Source organism: Arminella tubonensis (assembly GCF_003240585.1).
Lineage (GTDB): Bacteria > Pseudomonadota > Alphaproteobacteria > Rhizobiales > Rhizobiaceae > Rhizobium > Rhizobium tubonense.
Genome location: NZ_PCDP01000002.1, coordinates 111,311 through 129,233, shown reverse-complemented (window position 1 = coordinate 129,233; position 17,923 = coordinate 111,311). Strand labels below are relative to the sequence as shown.

The window sequence follows — 17,923 nt, the reverse complement described above, 5'->3', positions numbered from 1 at the left end:
CGATTCGGAAATCGGCAACCTCTCTTGAACTGAATGCTTCGGACCCATAGCTGAATGCATCGAACAGACAGGATGTTAGACACCTCAGATGCGCGCCATGTATGCTGTAATTATTTGTTTTGTATGAATGTAGTGATTGTCGCCATGTCCAAGCACGGCATTTTTGCAGAGTGTCCGAGTGCTGCATTTATTGAGTATGGAATATATTCCACACTGTAGGCCCTCGTGCATTTGCAGCGCACAGACATCAGACACATATGAATATGATATATTCATTTTTTGCTTGCTCTTGGCGTCACACTCAAGGCAGAATGCTTTCCATCATCACCTCGATACGAAGGCGAGCCAATGACAAGGACCTATGCTGCGGTAAGCAATAAGGGCGGTGCTGGAAAGACGACGCTCGTGACATTGATCGGCGGTGAGTATGCACTGCGCGGGGAACGTGTTTTGCTGATCGACGCGGACAACAGGCAGAATCTATCCGGATGGTGGCGGCTTTGTGCGGAGAAGAGCAATCTGCCGGACGGTATTGAGGTGACGCTGGCGGCAACGCAGCGATCCATCGAGCAGGCATTCGACAATATCGGCCGTGCATTCGACCTCGTCATCATTGACGCGCCAGGGGTGGACAGCTCTTTGCAGACCACCATCATCCGGTCGGCGGAGCTTGTAATTTCTCCGATCCAGCCTGCGATCAAGGAACTCGAGGCGGCAGGGCAGGCTGTCGCCACCGTCAACGAGATCAACGACCGGTTCGGTCTTTCAATCGACCATATCAATGTGCGCACCCGCATTTCGATACCAGGGCGCAATCTCGAAGCCTATCGCTATATCAGGCCGTTTGTTGCCGGCTTGATCGCGGGGGACTATCGAACGCAGTTGCTCGACACCGAGTTGTTCGAGCGCAACATCTACCGCGAGATCCAAAATGGCTTGGGCACGTTGCAGATGCAGGCGCTGACCGACCCGGTGCGCAAGGCGAGGATTGAGGTCCAGACGCTTGTAGACGAGATCGAACGACACAGGACGTCCGAGCGGGCTGAGGGCGCGGTATGAGCAAGGCAGGGCTTGGCCTGACAGATTTGTCGATCGCGCCCCGCAGACCAGAGCGGAAGCCGGAACCGCCGTCCGATGCGGCCACGTCTGCCGCGCCTGTATCAACAAAAAAAGCGCCTGCACCAATGCTGTCGAAACCAAATGAGAACCAACGACGGGAGACGGCTGAGGCACGAGCCATCGCGCAGGAGGACGTGCGTTCCAGTCTCAAAAATCTGAAACGGTCGAAACAGCGTAACGTTAAATTTTACATCAACATCGCTTTGGACTACGAGCTCAAAGCCCGGCTGCAGCGCGCGGCCTCGGAAAACGATCTGAAAATGACGGCGGTCGTCAAGGCAGCGCTGGAGTTTTATCTGTCGGAGAATGCGTATTGAGCCTGTCAGCGGTTATGGCGCCGGTCGATCTGGCGACGTTAGCGAACGCCATGGCGAAATGCCTCCTAGTGGGAGGCAGGTACTTCAGGAGAACGGCGAGTTCTTCGGTGGCGGCGTTCAGCTCGGCTTTGATCTGCCGACGCTCTTCGAGGGCGGGTGCATTGCGGAGTTCGGCACGCAGTTCTTCGATGTGTTGTTCGATCGTCATCTTCGCCTCCTTGACGTTTGTGAAAGATGAAATCGGCACGGCTCAAGGAGAATGACGGGTGAAGGTTCGCGTTAGCGACCGGCGGAGCCGGCGTGGGGAGAACCCGGTTTTTTCGGAGCATCGTGGAGGCAAAATCGGAGGGGCCGCCCGACCTTGAGGCGGCATTTTCCTTGAGCCCACAATTGCGCATCTCAACAGCCAGGGTTTGTCTCTTGAGGCACCAATTTTCGAAACTGCGGCATACTGATAAGCCGCAGCAGAAAGGGACACTGTGATCAGGCGTTATCAGATTGGTCAGGCGACGGTGGAAGAAGAAGATCCAGCCTTTGGTGCTCGGTTAGCCGAGGCCTACCGCATGCGACAACGCCCGGTGTGCCTGTGCTCGGAGCGCGGTGTCCCGATGTATATCGCTCGGATTGGCGAGCAACTTGTCATCAAGCGCATGCCGCTATCGGGTGGCAATCATGATCCGGAATGTCAGTCCTACGAGCCACCCTACGAGCTGTCGGGCCTCGGGCCATTGATCGGCGCGGCGATCCAGCTCGATCCCGCAAACGGCATGGCAGTGCTCAAACTCGACTTTTCACTGTCGAAGCGCGGGGCGCAGAAGGCTGCGGGCGCAGCGGGCGTAAATGAAGGGCCAGTCAAGAACGAGACCGGGAAACTGTCGCTGCGTGCGCTGCTTCATTACCTCTGGCATCAGGGCGGCTTGACCGAATGGACGGCCCACTGGGCCGGCAAGCGGCATTGGTATCAAGTGCGAAACCACCTCCTCGACGCCGCAGCGACCATGACGGTCAAGGGCGCAGCACTCACCGAGCTCCTGTTCATCCCGGAGACTTTCCGGTCGGAGGACAAGGCGGGGATCGAGCAAAGGCGGGCGCTTTCATTGGCTGACCTACACGCGCCAGCGTCGGGGCCGCGCAAGTTGATGCTGCTGGTTGGTGAGGTGAAGGATTTTGCCTCGGCGCGAAGCGGCCAGAAGGTCGTCGTCAAGCACATGCCGGGCTTTCCGCTGATGATCGAGGATAGTACCTGGCGCCGTCTCCAGTCCCGTTACGCCGCCGAGCTGGAGCTGTGGCAGGCAAACGACCGGTTCCATCTCGTGGTCACTGCGACATTTGGCCTGACGCAGTCGGGCATTGCGGCGATCGACGAGATCACATTGATGGCGGTGACTGAACAATGGCTGCCCGTCGAAAACGCCTATGAGCAACGATTGGTCGAGAGCCTGGCGCGGCTTGGCGTGAAAAGCGTGAAGGGCCTACGTTTTAACTTGTCATCGACACAGCCAATCGCCGCGGCCACCCTTCCGCATCGTCGCCCATCACCTGCAGCGTTCTACATCGTGCCGCCGGATGCTGACGTGAGGTTTGAGGCGGCTTTGATTGAAATGATCGCGGCACGGCCTGATGTCGAGCGCTGGGTCTGGCGTGTTTCCGAAGGAGAGATGCCGCCTTTGCCCATCGGGTGACGTGGCGTCTCATCACGATCGTGAATCGGTTACCGCCGACCGATTCCAAACTCCCGTTGGACGCGGAGCCGCCAGCAGGCGATCCTGTGGCAATGATCGCCCAGCCTTATCATCTCTACGTCGAGCGCATCGATGCCGCCAGGAACATGGCGCGGTATTATGCTTTGTCGATCCGGCCGACATTGTTGGGCGATGCCTCGCTATTGCGCAGTTGGGGCCGCATCGGGTGCCGCGGCCAACAGACTATTCATCTGTTTCAAGACGAGCGTCAGGCCGTCAGTCTTTTCCTTAACTGGCCGCTCAGAAACCTAAAAAGGGCTACCGACCCCGCGCAAACTGTGGAAATCCGGGAAACTTGGCTCTTCCTGCCACAGCAACGCGATGACAACGGCCGGAATGGCTGTAGAGATTCCGGCATTGAAGAACATGCGGAGAGCTTTTATGACGACAACGAATGAAATTGCGGACAAGGTTGCCGGTCAACACGGCCTGACGAAGGCTCAGGGCAAGGCGGTCGTTGAGGCGGTCATCGCCTCGATCACCGAGGCAGCAATTGCCGGCAACGAAACCAGCTTGCCCGGGTTCGGCAAGTTTAAAGTCAAGGAAACGCCGGAGCGCGACGCGCGTAGCCCCTCGACCGGCGCGACCATCAAGGTCGCCGCCGCCCGGAAGCTGGCGTTCACGCCAGCCAAGGCGTTGAAGGATGCGCTCAACAAATGACACGAGAAAAGCCCCGCTCGGTGTGAGCGGGGCTTTGTTGTATGTTCAGCGGCGGGTGTTGCGCGACCAGATGAGCTGCAGGCCCTCCTGTCCCTGGACTTCGGTGAGCGTCGCATAAATCGGAGCCGGAAAGCTCGGGTCGTCGAGCTTGACCGAGATGTAGTCACGCTCGGTTTCGCGGGCCTGCTTCTGCCACCCGGCCCCGAACTCGACATTGCCGGCCAGGACCCGAAAATCGGGGGAGTCTTCTGAGGAGCGTTCGACCCGGACGATCTTGGCTTTGACGTTGAGGTTGAGGGTCTTGATGGTGCCGGTGAAGCCGGCTTCGGAAGCGGTGAAAGAGCCGATGGTTGCCACTGTCGTATTCCTTTTCAGGTTGCTCGGGCCGCGCCCATCGCGGTCTCGATGGCTGTCGATCAGACCGGGGACGATCGGCCCGCACCTGTAAGGCCGCAACGAAGTGGAGGACGGCCATGGGCCGAGGCGTTCTTGTCTCGCGAGGAATGGGCGCCTGAGCGACCAGGGGAAGAAAACGAGCCGGCCGTTGCGGATGCTGATCGAGCCGAACACAGTGAGGCGGTCTTCGGTCAGACATGCCTCATCGAGACCGCCGTGGGTGTGCCTTGTCCAAGTTTGAAGGAAATACAGTGGCGGGTCGAGGCGTTCACCAGACCCGATGCTGCCAGCCACGCGAGGTTACCCCCTCCCCGTCGAGGCAGGTTCGTGTCATCAGGACCGCACAATACCGCCAAGCTTTCGGCTCGCAGCCGCCTGTTTGACGGTGTTGGCGATGGCCTTGAGAAAGGCAGGACTGAAACTGCCAAGCGGTACGGTGGTCTCGAGATCATACGCCTTGTCGAGCTCAACCCGATTATACTCGTCGAGAATGATCCAGCAGGGGAAATCCAGCCCAGCGCGACGGCACTCCACCTGGCTGATGGCAAGAGGCGGCCGATCAGGTCCGGGCATTTGCGACGAGATGGGGAACAGAAACACAGCGCCGGGCACAACCGCGGTTCGCACGACGACACAAACGGGCCTCGCCTTGCGGCCGGACTCTTCGCCAGCCGCCGGCTGGCGGCTCCACAAATAGAAAAACCGGACGACCTGACCCGGCTCAAGCATTGTCGGACCCGAGAATATCGTCGAGGCCAGTCATAAGCTCCTGGTGGACGTCATGCGGTGCATTCATCAGATTGTAGGCCTGAGTGTGCGAACGACCGATCAGCCTGCTGTATTGGTCAACCGTCATAATGACGAGCTTGTCCTTGCCACGCTTCGTCAGGGTAACCGGCTCGACCAAGGCTGCCTCAAGTATTTCACCCGAGGCGCGGTTCATGTCTGAGAACGTAAATTGCTTCATGACAGTTCGTCTCCGTTGCTAACTACCTACAATACGTATTTTACGTACTTCAGGCAAGTGAGATACTGCCTGCCAGAACGCAGAGGCAGCGACCATCAGGCCACTTTCCGTCGAACGTCAGGCTGAAGATCATGGAGATAAGCCACGGCCCGTTGTGCCTGGGCGGCGGCCCGGACCATGAAACGTTTGTCATTGTGTAGCACCTCCAGCCACGAGGCCAGATAGCTCGCATGGTCCGGACGGGGCTCCAGCTCCGGCACGATCCCGAGATCGGCGGCGAGAAAAGCAGCCCCGAGTTCGGCGATCAGTTCTTCGCGTGCACGCTCAGTGCGATCTTTCGCATATCTGGAAAGATCCCGATTGAGGCGGTGGGTAGCGCCTGCCCAGTGAATTTCTTCATGGGCAAGCGTTGCATAGTAGCTTTCCACATCCCGGAACGTTTCGATCGGTGGCATCTGAATGACGTCCGGACCTGGCGCATAAAAAGCCTTGACACCGCCGTGTCGAATAACGGCGCCGGTGGCGGCAAAAAACGTATCGGCGTGAGCGATCCTGTCGACCTGGTCTACGATAACGTCGTTGGCCGCAAGGCCGTAGCTTTCGGCTAGACCATCGATCTGCTCGACATTGAAGACAGCGTAGACCTTAAGAAAGGGGATGTCCCGTTCGACCTCTTGGCCCGCGCCGTCGGTCTCGGTCCTGCTGATGCGATTGGCGTAGACCACCATCGAGCCCGTCTCGCCCTTTCTCACGCAGGCGCCGAGTTCCAGGGCCTGGCGAAACGTCATCCATGTCGACGAGGCATATCCGCGGGTCATCGCTTCCGACCATAGCAGCAGGACATTGATGCCTGAATAGGGTTCGCCGCTATGGCGCAATGGCCTCGAAACGCGACCTTTCAGATGTTTCGCGCTCCAGGGTTGGACCCATGGGAGTACGCCCTCGTCGAGCGCCGCAATGATCTTATCGGTGATCCGGACATAGACGTCCACGCGTGGCCCGGTGTTCGCCTCGGCATTCTTAATCGCCTTCATCATCATCCTATTCCTCAATTTGCGAACCGCGCCCTTCGCGGTTCGTCACGGTGGTCGAGGAGGTGGCGACCTGAGGCGGCGCACCCGTTGGCGTCAAAGCTAAAAGTTTGAAGCATTGCCGACGGGCCGAAACGAAAGTGGAGGACGGCTTGCCGTTGCGACCGTCCATCTACGGGCGACGCTAGAGCGAGACCGGGACGAACCGCGATGGGCGCCAAAGCCCGCCAATCGGCAAAAAGACCGGGTGCCGGGCGCCCGGTCTTGGTCTCTGAGAATAGGGTCTCGCCCCCGTCTGATCAGTCGAACGCCGACATCTGCAGCGAAGCGGCTTTCTGATCGATCGACGGAAGGGCGGTGGCAGTGCCGGAGCGTTCGTACGGCTTCCAGGTCTCGCCGGTGATGTCCTCGTAGGCCGCGACGGCGCCTTCGGCTGCCATCCGCAGCACATGGGCCTGCAGGCCCATATCGGCAGCGAATTCGCGCTTGCGCTGGGCGCGGCTGTCGAAGCCGACTGGACCCGAGAGGTCTTCGTCACGGTGGTCGTTGGAGAGTTTGGAGGTCAGGTCGCGGGCTTCCGTGACCGAGCGGCTATAGAACTGCCCGGCGCCGTAGGCGGAACCGACGAAGGAGCCGACGATACGTTGCATGTGGATCTGCATGGCTTTCTCGGCCAGGCCATCCTTCAGCGCCTCGGCGCTGTCAATAAGCTGGCTGCGATGAAGATCGCGAATGCCATCGCTGTCGACGACGGGAAGGCCGAAGCTTTCGGAGATGCGCTGCGCCTGGGGCGTGTCCGGGCAGGTGAGGCGCACCATTTCCAGGGTGGTGGCGCGCTGTGCAGCGGGCCGGGTTTTCGGAGCGGAATGGTTGAGCGATACCATGATCGATGTCCTCTGGGTTGGTTGAGCGAAGCCCGTGGTTGCCATCTTCGGCGCTGTCCCCCGGGTGCGGCCGACACGAACCGGCGAAGCGGCCTGGCCCAAGGTCAGGACGATGCGTATGAGCGAGGTGGGGTTGCGGGCGCTGCGGGCCGCAGCCGCGGTCTGCTGCGAACGCGGCAACGCCTTGCGCTAGAGGCGTCAGGCCTGCCGCACCGCGGCGCGGGAGGCGGCCTTTGACCAGGTCGCCGTCCGGTTCAGACCGCAGCAAACCCGAGGTCTGCGCCGAATGTGCTGCTGGACGTACTCGCCAACGCCCGCATGGCATGACCGTGCATGCCGTGCTGCGCTCCGAACCGGCCCCGCAGTGGCTGAAGCGGTCACGGGTCAGATTGAGATGTCGTTCGGCCCGATGCTCCGGGTGTCAGGCTCGAGGTAGGGAGCCTCTGTCGGGGCGCTTTGAATGGCGAGCTTCATGCGCCTTTGGCAGCGGCGCGTGGCGAGGATCTGTGCCAGACGAAGCGGGCTTTCACCAGCATCGTCCAGGTGCGACGGACGGCCCGATAGCTGGCTTCTCGACCGACGGGAGGCCCTGCACCTCGCCTTGCAGGGACGATGCGTCGCTGTATGAGGTGGTTGTCACGGCTTGCTCCAGCCGATGAAGCTGGACGGACCCGTGTAGAGCTGGTCACGGCCCTCGTCTATGACGAAGGCGAATTCGCCGATGTCGTAGATGTCTTCGAGGACGAGGTAGCGACGCTCTTCGCGCGCGACGCTGGTACCTGCGGGCGCCCGTCCGCGGCCGAGTGTGGCAATACATTCAACGAAACCTGGATGGTGACGGGAGAGAGTGGCCGACACGACCACCCAGCGACCCACATTGTCGAGGTTGAAGCGGTTTCGGTCCTTGCTCCGGGACTGGCCAGGCTGCAAAATCGTGCCGTGCTTTTCCTCCTATGCATCCGGATAGACGTTGCGCAAGATATCGTCGGCCTGACGCCTTTCGAAGTCGGTGAACAGGTCGGGATAGGTCATAGCCACTGCCACGTAGATTTTGCGTGTTTGGGACGCTTCTCACGGCTTTCTCCTTGGGGCTTTGGCCGGAGACCTCATCTCCGAACCTTTGATCACCCCATCCGCCGCGGCCGCTTAGAGGTTTCCCGCGTCAGGGGCCGCGTAGGCGGGCGAAGCCTTGCCCTTGATGCGGCGAACTCCATGCGGCAGGCGTCCTTCAATCCTCTTCCTCGTTGCGCCTTTGCTTCAGGTCCTCGTTCCAGTCTTCACCGAACGGACGAAGGCGCTGAAACCCACAATTCGCTCTTAATGCGATGCCTCGCAGCTTGTCGGCATAGGCTTCGCCCTGGCCATCGCGGTCGGTCGCCGCCACGACAAGATCGAGACACTCGGCAAGCAACATCACCGAGCTCTCGGTCGCCCGCGACCAACCGCCAGCTGTACTGGCATAGAGCGTATCGGCGCGGCGACCGTCGAGTGCCGACAGGCTGAGTGCGTCGATGGCCGCTTCGGTGATGCAAAGCCTGCCGCCGGCCGGGTTTCCAAACCGGAAAAGCGTTTTGGCGCCGCCGGAGGAAAATCCGCGCCATTGGGGGCCCCTTTCTTCCCATCCGCAAATTCGGCCCGCGCTATCCTGATGGGCGAACCAGGCGCTGCCGAAAGGTCCCTGGCGAATCAGCTGGGCGTTTATTGCCAGTTTCAGCTGATGATGCGGGATGGCCCGCGCGCCGGCGAGATAGCCGTAAGCGGGGGACCCGTGGCTGAGGACAGGGCGGGCAGACCAGCGCGCCGTGATGTCAGCATCCGTCCGGCGCAATCCCCGCGGCTCCCATGCAGGCTGTGAGGGCTGGATGCCGGCGAGCGCGGCGACCGCCTGGAGCGTCGCCCGGAAATCGCCGGGCTGAAGCCAGGCATGCAGGCCGAAGACATCGCCCTTATTGTCGGAGAGCGGATCGAACCACCCCCTTCCCCCATGCGTGACGATGGCGATCTCGCCACTGCGCCGGTATTTGACGGCGCGCGGCGTGCTTTCCCTGACATCGACCCGGAAGCCCGCTTGCTGCAGTACCGTGCCGCAGGAGACCTGGTCGCGGATCTTCTCAATCTCATCTCTTTTCATGTTTTCCAATCCTTCCCGCCTCAGAACATTCAAAGGCCCTCCCCGGTCACCGCGAAGGCCAACGGCTGCAAGGGCGCGGCTGAGGGATGGTGCACTGGAGACAGAGTTGGACGCGGCGAAGCTTCCCTTGCGGCCGGCGGGGCGCAAGCGGCACGGTCTGTGTCGCTCGCGTCAGGGATGACCGCCCGAGGGGGAAGAGCCGGCTAAGAGCTTCCGCTCTGCCGCCAGCCAGGCCCGAAGGGCGACGCCCGGATCCTGAAACGACCAAATGGGCTATTTTCCTGCGCGTTCGGCAACCGCGCTGCGACACCGGCGCCGCCTCCGATCGAGGCGAGGACCTGAGCGGACATCTCACGACCCAAGGGTGGGAATGACACCGCTCGTTGGCCGGTCCTTGCTGAAAGCGGCATGGGGCATCAGGAATTTGGCTAGCGACGACGTTCGTGAGATTACCCGGATCGCGCGCAACGTCTTTGATGAAAGCGCGCCATTGCCGCTGCTTCTGCTCGTCCGCAGCGAAAGCCGATGTCAATGCATCAGGCAGGCCTTCAGGAATCGGCGTCTCGCGTCGTGCAAAGGTCGCCGCGATCGCCGGCGCCAGCCTATCGTTGCCATAGTTGAACGAACGGCTGAGAATCCAGATGTCGTAGAAGTCCTCCATCCGGGGTATCCGCCCGCCCCAGCGCCACCATCGCCTGGAATTTCTTGGCAATGAGTGTTTCCCGCGCGTAGCCACGCAGCCGAGGCATGGGAAAGTCCGGTATTGAAAGGATAGTCATGCTCTTCTGAGCCAGGCTCCACCGTATCGCCAAAGCCGATGTCGATCGTCAGACTGATCCGGGCGCCGCCGATCGATGCTGTTGTCCGCAGTCGCAGTCCACCCTACTCGAGTTCCTCGCGGATTCGATCGACACGGAGCGCATCGACGTCAAACTCCACGCCGTCGGCAGCACCCTGCGCCAGGATCTCCCGAAACCTCGCCAGCATCGGCTCCGCGCTCGGATCGCCGAAGCCCTGCCGATCAAGGTCGCGCGTGCCGCGATGGGGATCGTTGAACCAGCTCATCATCAGCATCGCGCCCTTCAGCACGAAGCGGTCGGCGTGGGGTGACTGGCCGAGCCGGAAGAGCAGCCGCTCCAGGCGAAGCGGGTGAGGACAAGATCGACGGTCTGGCCGCTCGCCCTGGAGACCTGCAACAGGCGGGCGCCGACCGAGGCGCCGACGTTCTTGATCTCCTTAGCCATTGGCGGTCAGCCCCTCGAGATAGGGCCGGACGACGGTGGCGACCGTTCCTCGTTCAGCCTGCCTGGCAATCTCGCCGGGCGTCGCCTCGCGCAGCTCTTTGTATAGCCTGCAATAGTCGTCCTGGAACCTCTCTTTGCGTGGCGGAAGACAGCCGCCAGTCATTAGTCTCGTCGTCTGCTCGTTGCGGAGAGCTAATACGGATGCGGGCTCCATCTTTCTGCTCACGCCTGACGCCCGGTTCGGCCCTCCCGCGTTTGCTCTGTTTGCGGTCAGATCGTGACAGTCGTCGATCTGGTATTCAGAGGACGTGACAAGAATTGGTAGTAGGCGTCCAATGCAGCAGCGATGCCCTTTCCCCCCGGACAGCGGTAGGAGAAAGAGGCTCTCGAGCAATTCCGGAATTCGGAAATTGACATCCAATCCGACATCAACCGCATAGGCCGGTGTCGAAATCGAACTCTTGTACTCTGTCAGCCTACTGAAATAGCCGGGAGCCGGCTCTGCGTGGATCGGACGGACGCGCTGGAAGCTGAAGGGGCGCGGGATCATGCTACCGTCCTCGGCTTGCACCCGAAGTAGTTGTAGTCGTCGCCATTTCGGAAGCGGGGCGAGAGTGCTTGACCAAGATGCATGAAGACTTCGCGTCAAGCGCCGCTGCGCTGTCTCAGCCGCGCAATCACGAGATACAAGAGATCACCGCGATCCTAACGAGGATTGGGCAAAGCGGTCGGGGGTAGGACCCTAGGATACCCAGAGTCTACGAATGTGGGTGCAGAATCTAATTTTGACTGACGCGAGTCTAAAATTATATGGCGACGCTCACCAAATTGAATAATATGCATGCGCTAGTTGTAATTGAAGCGTAATAATAATGATGGAAGCCCTCAGGAGACATCATGCGCCGTCCTACCATCTCAAACCTGGCCAAGGCATCTGGCGTTAGTGTTGCCACGGTCGATCGTGTGTTGAACGGTCGCCATCGGGTGCGGGAGGAGACGGCCCTGCGGGTCTACGATGCGGCACGATCGATCGGCTATCATGCCATCGGGCTGCTACGACAGCGCGTCTTCGAGGATCTACCTCAATACCGATTCGGTATCGTTCTGCAGAAACCCAATCAGGCCTTCTATCAGTCCTTTGCAAGAGAACTGGAAATAGCGGCGCAGGCGGTGGCCAGCGCGCGCATCCAGATACAGATCGAATTCTCTGCAGCCTCGACACCGGTGGCGATCATCGAAAAGCTGAAGGCGGTTTCGTCTCGCTGTCAGGCAGTGGCGCTGGTGGGACCGGACTATCCCGCGGTGTCGGCTGTCGTCGAAGAATTGAAGGAACGCGGCGTGCCGGTATTCTCGCTGCTCTCCGATCTGGCAACGGGCGTTCGCAACGCCTATGCAGGACTGAACAACCGCAAGGCCGGGCGAACTGCTGCCTGGCTCATCGCCAAATCAGCCGGCAAACCGGGAAAGGTTGCCTGCTTCGTCGGCAGCCATCGCTTTCACGGGTATGAACTTCGTGAGATCGGATTCCGTTCCTATTTCCGTGAGAACGCCCCGGAATTCGAGGTCCTGGACACACTGGTCAATCTGGAGACCGCCGAGATCACTCACGAGTTCGCTGAACCTGCTGCAGAAACATCCGGACCTGATCGGCTTCTATGTTTGCGGTGGGGGGATGGAGGGCGCAATCTCAGCAATTCGGGAGGAAGGTCTGGCCGGCAAGCTCGTCGCCGTCGTCAGTGAACTGACGCCCGAATCGAAAGCCGCTCTTGCAGACGACGTGGTGACCATGGTTATCGGAACGCCGCTGCCCGCCTTGTGCAAGGAACTGATGGCGTTGATGATCGACGCAGTGGAGCGTGGCGATGCCGCCGTGCCTGGACAATCATTTTTACCGTTCGAGATATTCATCTCCGAAAATATCTAAGGCGTCGGTCAGATGAGAGAATTCCGTCAGGAAGAAATGATTTCTATCATCAATGAGGGATGGGTAAGACGTTCCGACATGGATTGCTGCTGATTTATTCAGTACGCATTGAACGGAGAGCTGCGCGATCGATCGTCTTTTTTCGACGATCGGAGCGAGTTGAGTAGAGGAAAGACCAAAAATGAATTCCATTCGCTTTGCGCTCAACCACATGTGCGCACCGTCCATGCCGATCGATGATTTTTTTGCGATGGCCAAATTGCTGGATGTCCATTTCGTCGAAATCCGCAACGACCTCTCGGGCAACGCCATTCTCGATGGAACACCGGCGGCGGCCATCAAGGACGCGGCTGTCCGTCATGGCGTGACGATCATCTCGATCAATGCCCTGCAGCGCTTCAACGAATGGAACGACACCCGTGCCGAAGAGGCCAAGACCTTGATCGACTACGCAAGGGATTCCGACGCCAAGGCGCTCGTATTAGTCCCGGTGAACGACGGTAGCGGCAAGGAAGATGGCGCCCGCCAGTCCAATCTTCGAACGGCACTTCAGGCGCTGAAGCTGTTGCTCGATGCTGCCGGCATCATCGGTCTCGTCGAGCCGCTCGGCTTCGAAATCTGCTCGCTCAGCTCCAAGACCGAAGCGGTTGCTGCGATCGAGCAGCTTGGGGCGCAGTCGACATTCAAGCTTGTCCACGACACATTTCATCATCATCTCGCAGGAGAAACCGCGACCTTTCCCCGCATGACCGGATTGGTGCACATATCAGGCGTCAGCGATCCTGATGTGTCCGTCGCAAACATGCGCGATCCACATCGTGTGCTCGTCGACGAAAACGACCGCCTGGACAATTTGGGGCAGATCAAGGCCTTGCGCGAAGCCGGATATATCGGCCCGTTTTCCTTTGAGCCGTTTGCACCCGATGTACATGCGCTTGAGCGACCCGCGGTAGCGCTGAAGGCGAGCATGGATTATCTGGCCTCAGGCGCCTAGCCAGATCAACGCTCTCCGTCCGTCCTCGATTAACGCAACCAAATTCGAGCCGAAGCGTTTTGATAATTCGGCTCGAAAGGATTGCGGCGTGAAAAACCAGATCGAGGAACTGCCTGAAGGCAACGGCCAAGAGCGCGAGGTGGCAACAAAGTCGCGCTCCGTGCCGATCCCACGATCAATCGAGGATCACGGCGTAATCGGCAATCTGCGCACCACGGCACTAGTTGCGTCCGATGGTGCTATTGATTTTCTGTGTTGGCCCGACTTCGACAGTCCGACCGTGTTCGCAGCCTTGCTCGATCCGGAAAGAGGAGGCGTTTTCGAATTGGCGCCGATGATCGAACAAGCGCGGACGGTGCAAATGTACCTGCCGGAAAGCAATGTGCTGCTGACGCGCTGGCTGGGAGAGGATTCGAGCGCCGAAATTATCGACTTGATGCCGGCGCCCGGCGCCGATGGCGTTTGCCTCGGCCACGTCGTGCGCCGCGTCCAAGCAACCCGCGGCCGCGTGATTGTAAGGCTGAGATGCTTGCCACGCTTCGATTATGCCCGCGACATACCGAAAGTGGTGATCAACGCCAACGTAGCGGTATTCACCGGAAGCGATGGTATGTCGCTTCGGTTGAGCGGACGGATCGACCTTACCGCGATAGAAGGCGGAGTTGTTGCCGAGTTCCAGCTTGAGGCGGGCGAGCGAGCAGACTTCGTTTTCGAGAACGACGAAGGCGAGCTCATGACGGAAGACCAGATAACACTGATCATTCAAACCACGACGCGTTATTGGCAGGCTTGGGCCAGCCGATCCAACTATCGTGGCCGCTGGCGCGACGCCGTGACGCGCTCTGCGTTGACGCTCAAGCTGTTGACGTCACATCAATATGGTTCGATCGCCGCGGCGGCGACATTCGGACTGCCTGAATCGGCGGGAGGATCGCGCAACTGGGACTATCGCGCCACCTGGATACGCGATGCTTCCTTCTCGATGTATGCGCTTATGCGGCTCGGCTATCAGGACGAAGCAATGGCGTTTACCCGTTGGGTGGCCGACCGCGCGAAGGCGGGCGAGGATGGCAGACTGCAGATTATGTACAAGATGGATGGCTCTGAGGAATATTCGGAAGCGTCACTGGACCATCTGGCCGGCTATGGTGGAGCGACGCCGATCCGCATCGGCAACAATGCGGCCGGACAGCTGCAACTCGACATCTACGGCGAATTGCTCGATTCCATCTATATCAGCAACAAATACGGCGAGGCCATTTCGCATTCCGGCTGGCTCGGCGTGACCCGCGTCGTCGAGCATGTCTGCAAGACGTGGCGGCTGCCGGACGCCGGGCTATGGGAGATCCGCAGCGAGCCGCGAGAGCATCTGCACTCTCGGCTGATGGCCTGGGTCGCGGTTGACCGTGCCATCCGCCTTGCCGAGAAGCGCTCGCTGGACGCGCCCTTCGAGCGCTGGATAGACACCCGCAACGCAATCAGCGAGGACATCTGGGAAAATTTCTGGAATGTCGAGAAAGGCCATTTTGTTCAGAGCAAGGGCAGCGTCGAGGTTGATGGCGCCATACTGATGATGCCGCTAGTGCGGTTCATCAGCGCGACCGACTCGGCATGGCTTGCGACACTCGACGCGATTGCCCGAGAACTGGCAGACGACAGTCTCGTCATGCGCTACAAGAAGGGCGATGGCCTCGAAGGATCAGAAGGATCGTTCGCTGCCTGCTCGTTCTGGTATGTCGAGTGCCTTGCCCGTGCCGGGCGCCTCGAGGAGGCGCGTATCAACTTCGAAAAGCTTCTTCTCTACAGCAACCATCTGCAGCTTTACCCGGAGGAGTTCGATGCGCGCGGCCGCTTTCTCGGCAATTTCCCGCAGGCCTTCACACATCTGGCTCTGATCAGCGCCGCCTTCTATCTCGATAGGGCGCTCGACGGCCACTTTGGCCAGTGGCGCGCCTGAGCTGAATGTCAGCTACCGCACGGGCCGCAACAGGCGCAGCGCATTCATTGTCACCAACACGGTCGCGCCGGTATCAGCCAGGATAGCCGGCCAAGGTCCTGTTATCCCGGCGGTCGTCGTCACCAGGAGCACCGCCTTCAACCCGAGGGCAATGGCGATGTTCTGGTGGATGTTCCCCATAATGCGCTTCGCCAGACCGATCATCTTGGCCACGTCGCTAAACCCTGCCGTGAAGGATGGCCGCATCGGCCGTTTCCAGCGCCACATCTGCCGCTCCGCCCATGGCGATGCCGACGTCGGCGGCTGCCAAGGCCGGCGCGTCGTTGATGCCATCCCCGACTTTGGCAACGATGGGACCCTGTTTTTGCAGCTCTCCAACGATCCGCGCTTGTCTTCCGGCATTAGCTCGGCACGAACTTCGATACCCAGTTCCCTGCCGATCGCCGAGGCTGTGCGGTTGTTGTCGCCGGTCAGCATGACGATCTTGACGCCGCTTTCGGTCAGAGCCTTCAGCCCGGCTTCAGCATCCGCGCGCCTCGTCGGGCATCGCAATCGCGCCAGCCAGAACCTTGCCAACGATCAGGATGGAAACGGTCTTACCTTCGCCGCTGAGCGCGGCAATTCAAGAGGCGGCGTCGCGCGCCAGCCGAAAGAGAAGCCGCGATCGCCGCCGGTGTCGAGATGACCAGAGCGCAGGGGCAACCAATCAAAAGGGTCGCCAGCCCTTTGTAAACCCATTCGCCCCAAGGCCCGCTGACAGCATCGGTGGAACGACTGCGACCAGAGCAGCGACGACAACGACGCCAGGCGTATAATAGCGCGAGAACCGGTCTATGAATCGTTCGGTTGGTGCCTCGGATTCCTGGGCTTCCTCGACCAACTGCACGACGCGCGCGATCGTATTGTCGGGTCAGCTGCCGTGACCCGGATGCGCAGTGCCGCATCGCCATTGACCGTGCCGGCAAAGACCTTTTCGTCGACGCCTTTGCCCACAGGCGTGCTTTCGCCCGTGACCGGCGCCTCGTCGATGTTACTTTCGCCCGAGAGAATAACGCCGTCCGCCGGAACGCGATCGCCAGGACGAACCAGTATGATGTCGCCGAAGTGGAGACCTTCCACCGGTATTTTTTTATTTGACATGTTCCTCGAGAAGGGCGTTTTTCGGCATGAGGGCTGTCAGGGACTGGATGCTTGCCCGCGCTTTGCCCGCCGCGACGCCTTCCAGCAGTTCGCCGACGGCGGCACTCGTCATCAGCATCTCGATGGAGAACGGCGTTCCGGCAAGCGCGGCCATGGCTGCGCGCCGGGCGACCGGCACCAGTCCGACCAGCATCGCAGCAACGAACGCATAGGCTCGATCACCGGAACGAAGTGGCCGGCTACATAGGCTGCAGCGACCGCCAAGCCCGACATGATCGTCTTATCGGTTTCCCACCACGGGCCGGCCATCGGAGTGTGGTCGTGCCCGGGAAGGCCCTTGATCTCAATTTCGTCATGGTCATGCGTCGCGTGATCGACAACCGCGATGATTGTCGGCAGCGTGTCCATGCGAATGCACTGAAGGCTTGGCAGCCTTGGCGAGCAGCGAAGAGGCGGAGCACCGAGGCTGGCTAGCTTCTTTTCCAACGCCACAAGATCGCTGGTATCATCGTGACGGACTGTCATCGTGCCTGCCGTTACCGAAACAGATACGTCTTCAACGCCCGGGATGCGCCGAACGGCTGTGTCGATCTTGGTGACGCAGGAGGCGCAATCCATGCCACCAACTCGGTATCTTGTCTGCGTTGCCTCAGCCATCATCCGCTTCCTTGTCAAATAGAAGCATCTTTCCTACATCACTCTAGTGACTAGAGGTGCTAGAGGAAAAATATGAAAAAGATCACAATCGGCGATGCAGCCCGAAAGAGCGGCGTCAAGGTACCGACGATTCGCTACTATGAAAGCATCGGCCTGCTTGTGCCGCCCGACCGCAGCGAAGGTAACCAGCGCTGCTATGAGCCGTCGGATCTCCGCAGGCTTTCCTTCATCCGACATGCGCGTGAACTCGGCTTCGATATCGATGCCATTCGCACGCTGTTGACGCTCCAAGACGACCCGCATCAATCCTGCGCGTCTGCGGACGGCATCGCCAAGGCTCGCCTTATTGAGGTTGAGCAGCGAATTCGAAGCCTCACTGCTCTGAAGGGCGAGCTCGAATTGATGGTTGAAGGATGCGGGCATGGTCGTGTCGAGCAATGTAGGGTCATTGAGGTGCTGGCCGATCATAGCCAGTGCGCGCATGTTCATCATTGATCGACCTCTCTCCTGCTTACCTTGGCTGCATCTAAGTGCCTGGCCCTTCTTGGAAATCTCGAAATTGCTGCTATAGTGTCGATCAGAAGCGAATGGCCGGGATCGAGATTTGTCGCGATTTCATTGCCTGTCGATCGAAATTTCAAACGATTGACCTGACGCTTGTTTCGCTCCGTTAAGGAAGCCAACTTATCCTTCATTTCCGTCAAGCATACGCGTCGATCGGGCTTCCTATTGGCTGCTTGGCGGTTCCTATCGGTATTCA

Annotated in this window: 17 protein-coding genes and 3 pseudogenes; 9 read left to right on the top strand and 11 right to left on the bottom strand. The window is 59.8% G+C overall.

Annotated features, from left to right (window positions below; all coding sequences use genetic code 11):
• The first annotated feature begins 348 nt into the window (after positions 1-348).
• Together CPY51_RS04010 and CPY51_RS33115 are read left to right on the top strand one after the other, a co-directional pair.
• Complete coding sequence (locus CPY51_RS04010) at positions 349-1,059, top strand: ParA family protein (protein WP_111158751.1); 711 nt, start codon at positions 349-351, stop codon at positions 1,057-1,059.
• Complete coding sequence (locus CPY51_RS33115) at positions 1,056-1,436, top strand: hypothetical protein (protein WP_111158750.1); 381 nt, start codon at positions 1,056-1,058, stop codon at positions 1,434-1,436. The genes CPY51_RS04010 and CPY51_RS33115 overlap by 4 nt, the downstream gene beginning before the upstream one ends.
• Here CPY51_RS33115 and CPY51_RS04000 read toward each other — a convergent pair.
• On the bottom strand, positions 1,393-1,644 hold the full coding sequence (locus tag CPY51_RS04000) for a hypothetical protein (protein ID WP_146260068.1): 252 nt from the start codon (positions 1,642-1,644) through the stop codon (positions 1,393-1,395). The genes CPY51_RS33115 and CPY51_RS04000 overlap by 44 nt on opposite strands.
• 271 nt (positions 1,645-1,915) lie before the next feature.
• Here CPY51_RS04000 and CPY51_RS03995 point away from each other — a divergent pair, with 271 nt between their 5' ends.
• The 3 genes from CPY51_RS03995 to CPY51_RS03985 all read left to right on the top strand — a co-directional run bounded on the left by CPY51_RS03995 (position 1,916) and on the right by CPY51_RS03985 (position 3,838).
• Positions 1,916-3,118, top strand: a complete 1,203-nt coding sequence (locus CPY51_RS03995) for a DUF1173 domain-containing protein (protein ID WP_338049394.1) — start codon at positions 1,916-1,918, stop codon at positions 3,116-3,118.
• 92 nt (positions 3,119-3,210) lie between these two features.
• Entirely contained in the window at positions 3,211-3,576 is a 366-nt protein-coding gene (locus CPY51_RS03990; protein WP_244598436.1) for a WGR domain-containing protein, read from the top strand.
• The gene (locus CPY51_RS03985) at positions 3,560-3,838 is read left to right on the top strand and encodes an HU family DNA-binding protein (protein WP_111158748.1); all 279 of its coding nucleotides are present in this window, start codon (positions 3,560-3,562) and stop codon (positions 3,836-3,838) included. Before CPY51_RS03990 ends, CPY51_RS03985 begins: the two co-directional genes overlap by 17 nt.
• A 45-nt stretch (positions 3,839-3,883) precedes the next feature.
• Here the strand turns inward: CPY51_RS03985 and CPY51_RS03980 are convergent, their stop codons facing one another.
• The 9 genes and pseudogenes from CPY51_RS03980 to CPY51_RS33110 form a co-directional block, all read right to left on the bottom strand.
• The gene (locus CPY51_RS03980) at positions 3,884-4,195 is read right to left on the bottom strand and encodes a DUF736 domain-containing protein (RefSeq protein WP_111158772.1); all 312 of its coding nucleotides are present in this window, start codon (positions 4,193-4,195) and stop codon (positions 3,884-3,886) included.
• Positions 4,196-4,567: 372 nt separating this feature from the next.
• A complete protein-coding gene (locus tag CPY51_RS03975) occupies positions 4,568-4,963 on the bottom strand; it encodes a hypothetical protein (protein ID WP_111158747.1) in 396 nt (131 codons plus the stop codon).
• The gene (locus CPY51_RS03970) at positions 4,956-5,201 is read right to left on the bottom strand and encodes a type II toxin-antitoxin system Phd/YefM family antitoxin (protein WP_111158746.1); all 246 of its coding nucleotides are present in this window, start codon (positions 5,199-5,201) and stop codon (positions 4,956-4,958) included. Before CPY51_RS03970 ends, CPY51_RS03975 begins: the two co-directional genes overlap by 8 nt.
• Positions 5,202-5,296: 95 nt before the next feature.
• Positions 5,297-6,238, bottom strand: a complete 942-nt coding sequence (locus CPY51_RS03965; protein ID WP_420820662.1) for an ArdC family protein — start codon at positions 6,236-6,238, stop codon at positions 5,297-5,299.
• Positions 6,239-6,531: 293 nt separating this feature from the next.
• Entirely contained in the window at positions 6,532-7,116 is a 585-nt protein-coding gene (locus CPY51_RS03960) for a hypothetical protein (RefSeq protein ID WP_111158770.1), read from the bottom strand.
• 636 nt (positions 7,117-7,752) lie between these two features.
• A complete protein-coding gene (locus CPY51_RS03955; protein ID WP_244598424.1) occupies positions 7,753-8,046 on the bottom strand; it encodes a hypothetical protein in 294 nt (97 codons plus the stop codon).
• A 298-nt stretch (positions 8,047-8,344) separates the two neighbouring features.
• A complete protein-coding gene (locus tag CPY51_RS03950; RefSeq protein ID WP_111158745.1) occupies positions 8,345-9,247 on the bottom strand; it encodes a DUF3991 and TOPRIM domain-containing protein in 903 nt (300 codons plus the stop codon).
• Between the two features lie 351 nt (positions 9,248-9,598).
• Positions 9,599-10,491, bottom strand: a pseudogene (locus CPY51_RS03945) (nucleotidyl transferase AbiEii/AbiGii toxin family protein).
• Positions 10,484-11,041 carry a hypothetical protein gene (locus CPY51_RS33110; RefSeq protein ID WP_244598422.1) on the bottom strand — a complete coding sequence of 186 codons (558 nt, stop codon included), beginning with the start codon at positions 11,039-11,041 and terminating at the stop codon, positions 10,484-10,486. Before CPY51_RS33110 ends, CPY51_RS03945 begins: the two are co-directional and overlap by 8 nt.
• A gap of 347 nt (positions 11,042-11,388) precedes the next feature.
• Here CPY51_RS33110 and CPY51_RS03935 point away from each other — a divergent pair.
• From CPY51_RS03935 to CPY51_RS03925, 3 genes and pseudogenes are all read left to right on the top strand, one after another.
• Positions 11,389-12,415 (top strand): annotated as a pseudogene (locus tag CPY51_RS03935) (LacI family DNA-binding transcriptional regulator).
• Between the two features lie 181 nt (positions 12,416-12,596).
• The gene (locus CPY51_RS03930; RefSeq protein WP_111158744.1) at positions 12,597-13,409 is read left to right on the top strand and encodes a TIM barrel protein; all 813 of its coding nucleotides are present in this window, start codon (positions 12,597-12,599) and stop codon (positions 13,407-13,409) included.
• A gap of 88 nt (positions 13,410-13,497) precedes the next feature.
• On the top strand, positions 13,498-15,366 hold the full coding sequence (locus CPY51_RS03925) for a glycoside hydrolase family 15 protein (RefSeq protein ID WP_244598420.1): 1,869 nt from the start codon (positions 13,498-13,500) through the stop codon (positions 15,364-15,366).
• Between the two features lie 12 nt (positions 15,367-15,378).
• Here the strand turns inward: CPY51_RS03925 and CPY51_RS33105 are convergent.
• Positions 15,379-17,163 (bottom strand): annotated as a pseudogene (locus CPY51_RS33105) (heavy metal translocating P-type ATPase).
• A 72-nt stretch (positions 17,164-17,235) separates the two neighbouring features.
• Between CPY51_RS33105 and CPY51_RS03915 the strand changes: the two are divergent.
• A complete protein-coding gene (locus tag CPY51_RS03915; RefSeq protein ID WP_111158743.1) occupies positions 17,236-17,658 on the top strand; it encodes a MerR family transcriptional regulator in 423 nt (140 codons plus the stop codon).
• Positions 17,659-17,923: the final 265 nt, after the last annotated feature.

Coding starts and splice junctions, on each gene's coding strand:
- CPY51_RS03985 (WP_111158748.1), top strand. CDS start 3,560: ATGACGACAACGAATGAAATTGCGGACAAGGTTGCCGGTCAACACGGC.
- CPY51_RS03950 (WP_111158745.1), bottom strand. CDS start 9,247: ATGAAAAGAGATGAGATTGAGAAGATCCGCGACCAGGTCTCCTGCGGC.
- CPY51_RS03975 (WP_111158747.1), bottom strand. CDS start 4,963: ATGCTTGAGCCGGGTCAGGTCGTCCGGTTTTTCTATTTGTGGAGCCGC.
- CPY51_RS33115 (WP_111158750.1), top strand. CDS start 1,056: ATGAGCAAGGCAGGGCTTGGCCTGACAGATTTGTCGATCGCGCCCCGC.
- CPY51_RS04000 (WP_146260068.1), bottom strand. CDS start 1,644: ATGACGATCGAACAACACATCGAAGAACTGCGTGCCGAACTCCGCAAT.
- CPY51_RS04010 (WP_111158751.1), top strand. CDS start 349: ATGACAAGGACCTATGCTGCGGTAAGCAATAAGGGCGGTGCTGGAAAG.
- CPY51_RS03915 (WP_111158743.1), top strand. CDS start 17,236: ATGAAAAAGATCACAATCGGCGATGCAGCCCGAAAGAGCGGCGTCAAG.
- CPY51_RS03930 (WP_111158744.1), top strand. CDS start 12,597: ATGAATTCCATTCGCTTTGCGCTCAACCACATGTGCGCACCGTCCATG.
- CPY51_RS33110 (WP_244598422.1), bottom strand. CDS start 11,041: ATGATCCCGCGCCCCTTCAGCTTCCAGCGCGTCCGTCCGATCCACGCA.
- CPY51_RS03970 (WP_111158746.1), bottom strand. CDS start 5,201: ATGAAGCAATTTACGTTCTCAGACATGAACCGCGCCTCGGGTGAAATA.
- CPY51_RS03990 (WP_244598436.1), top strand. CDS start 3,211: ATGATCGCCCAGCCTTATCATCTCTACGTCGAGCGCATCGATGCCGCC.
- CPY51_RS03965 (WP_420820662.1), bottom strand. CDS start 6,238: ATGATGAAGGCGATTAAGAATGCCGAGGCGAACACCGGGCCACGCGTG.
- CPY51_RS03960 (WP_111158770.1), bottom strand. CDS start 7,116: ATGGTATCGCTCAACCATTCCGCTCCGAAAACCCGGCCCGCTGCACAG.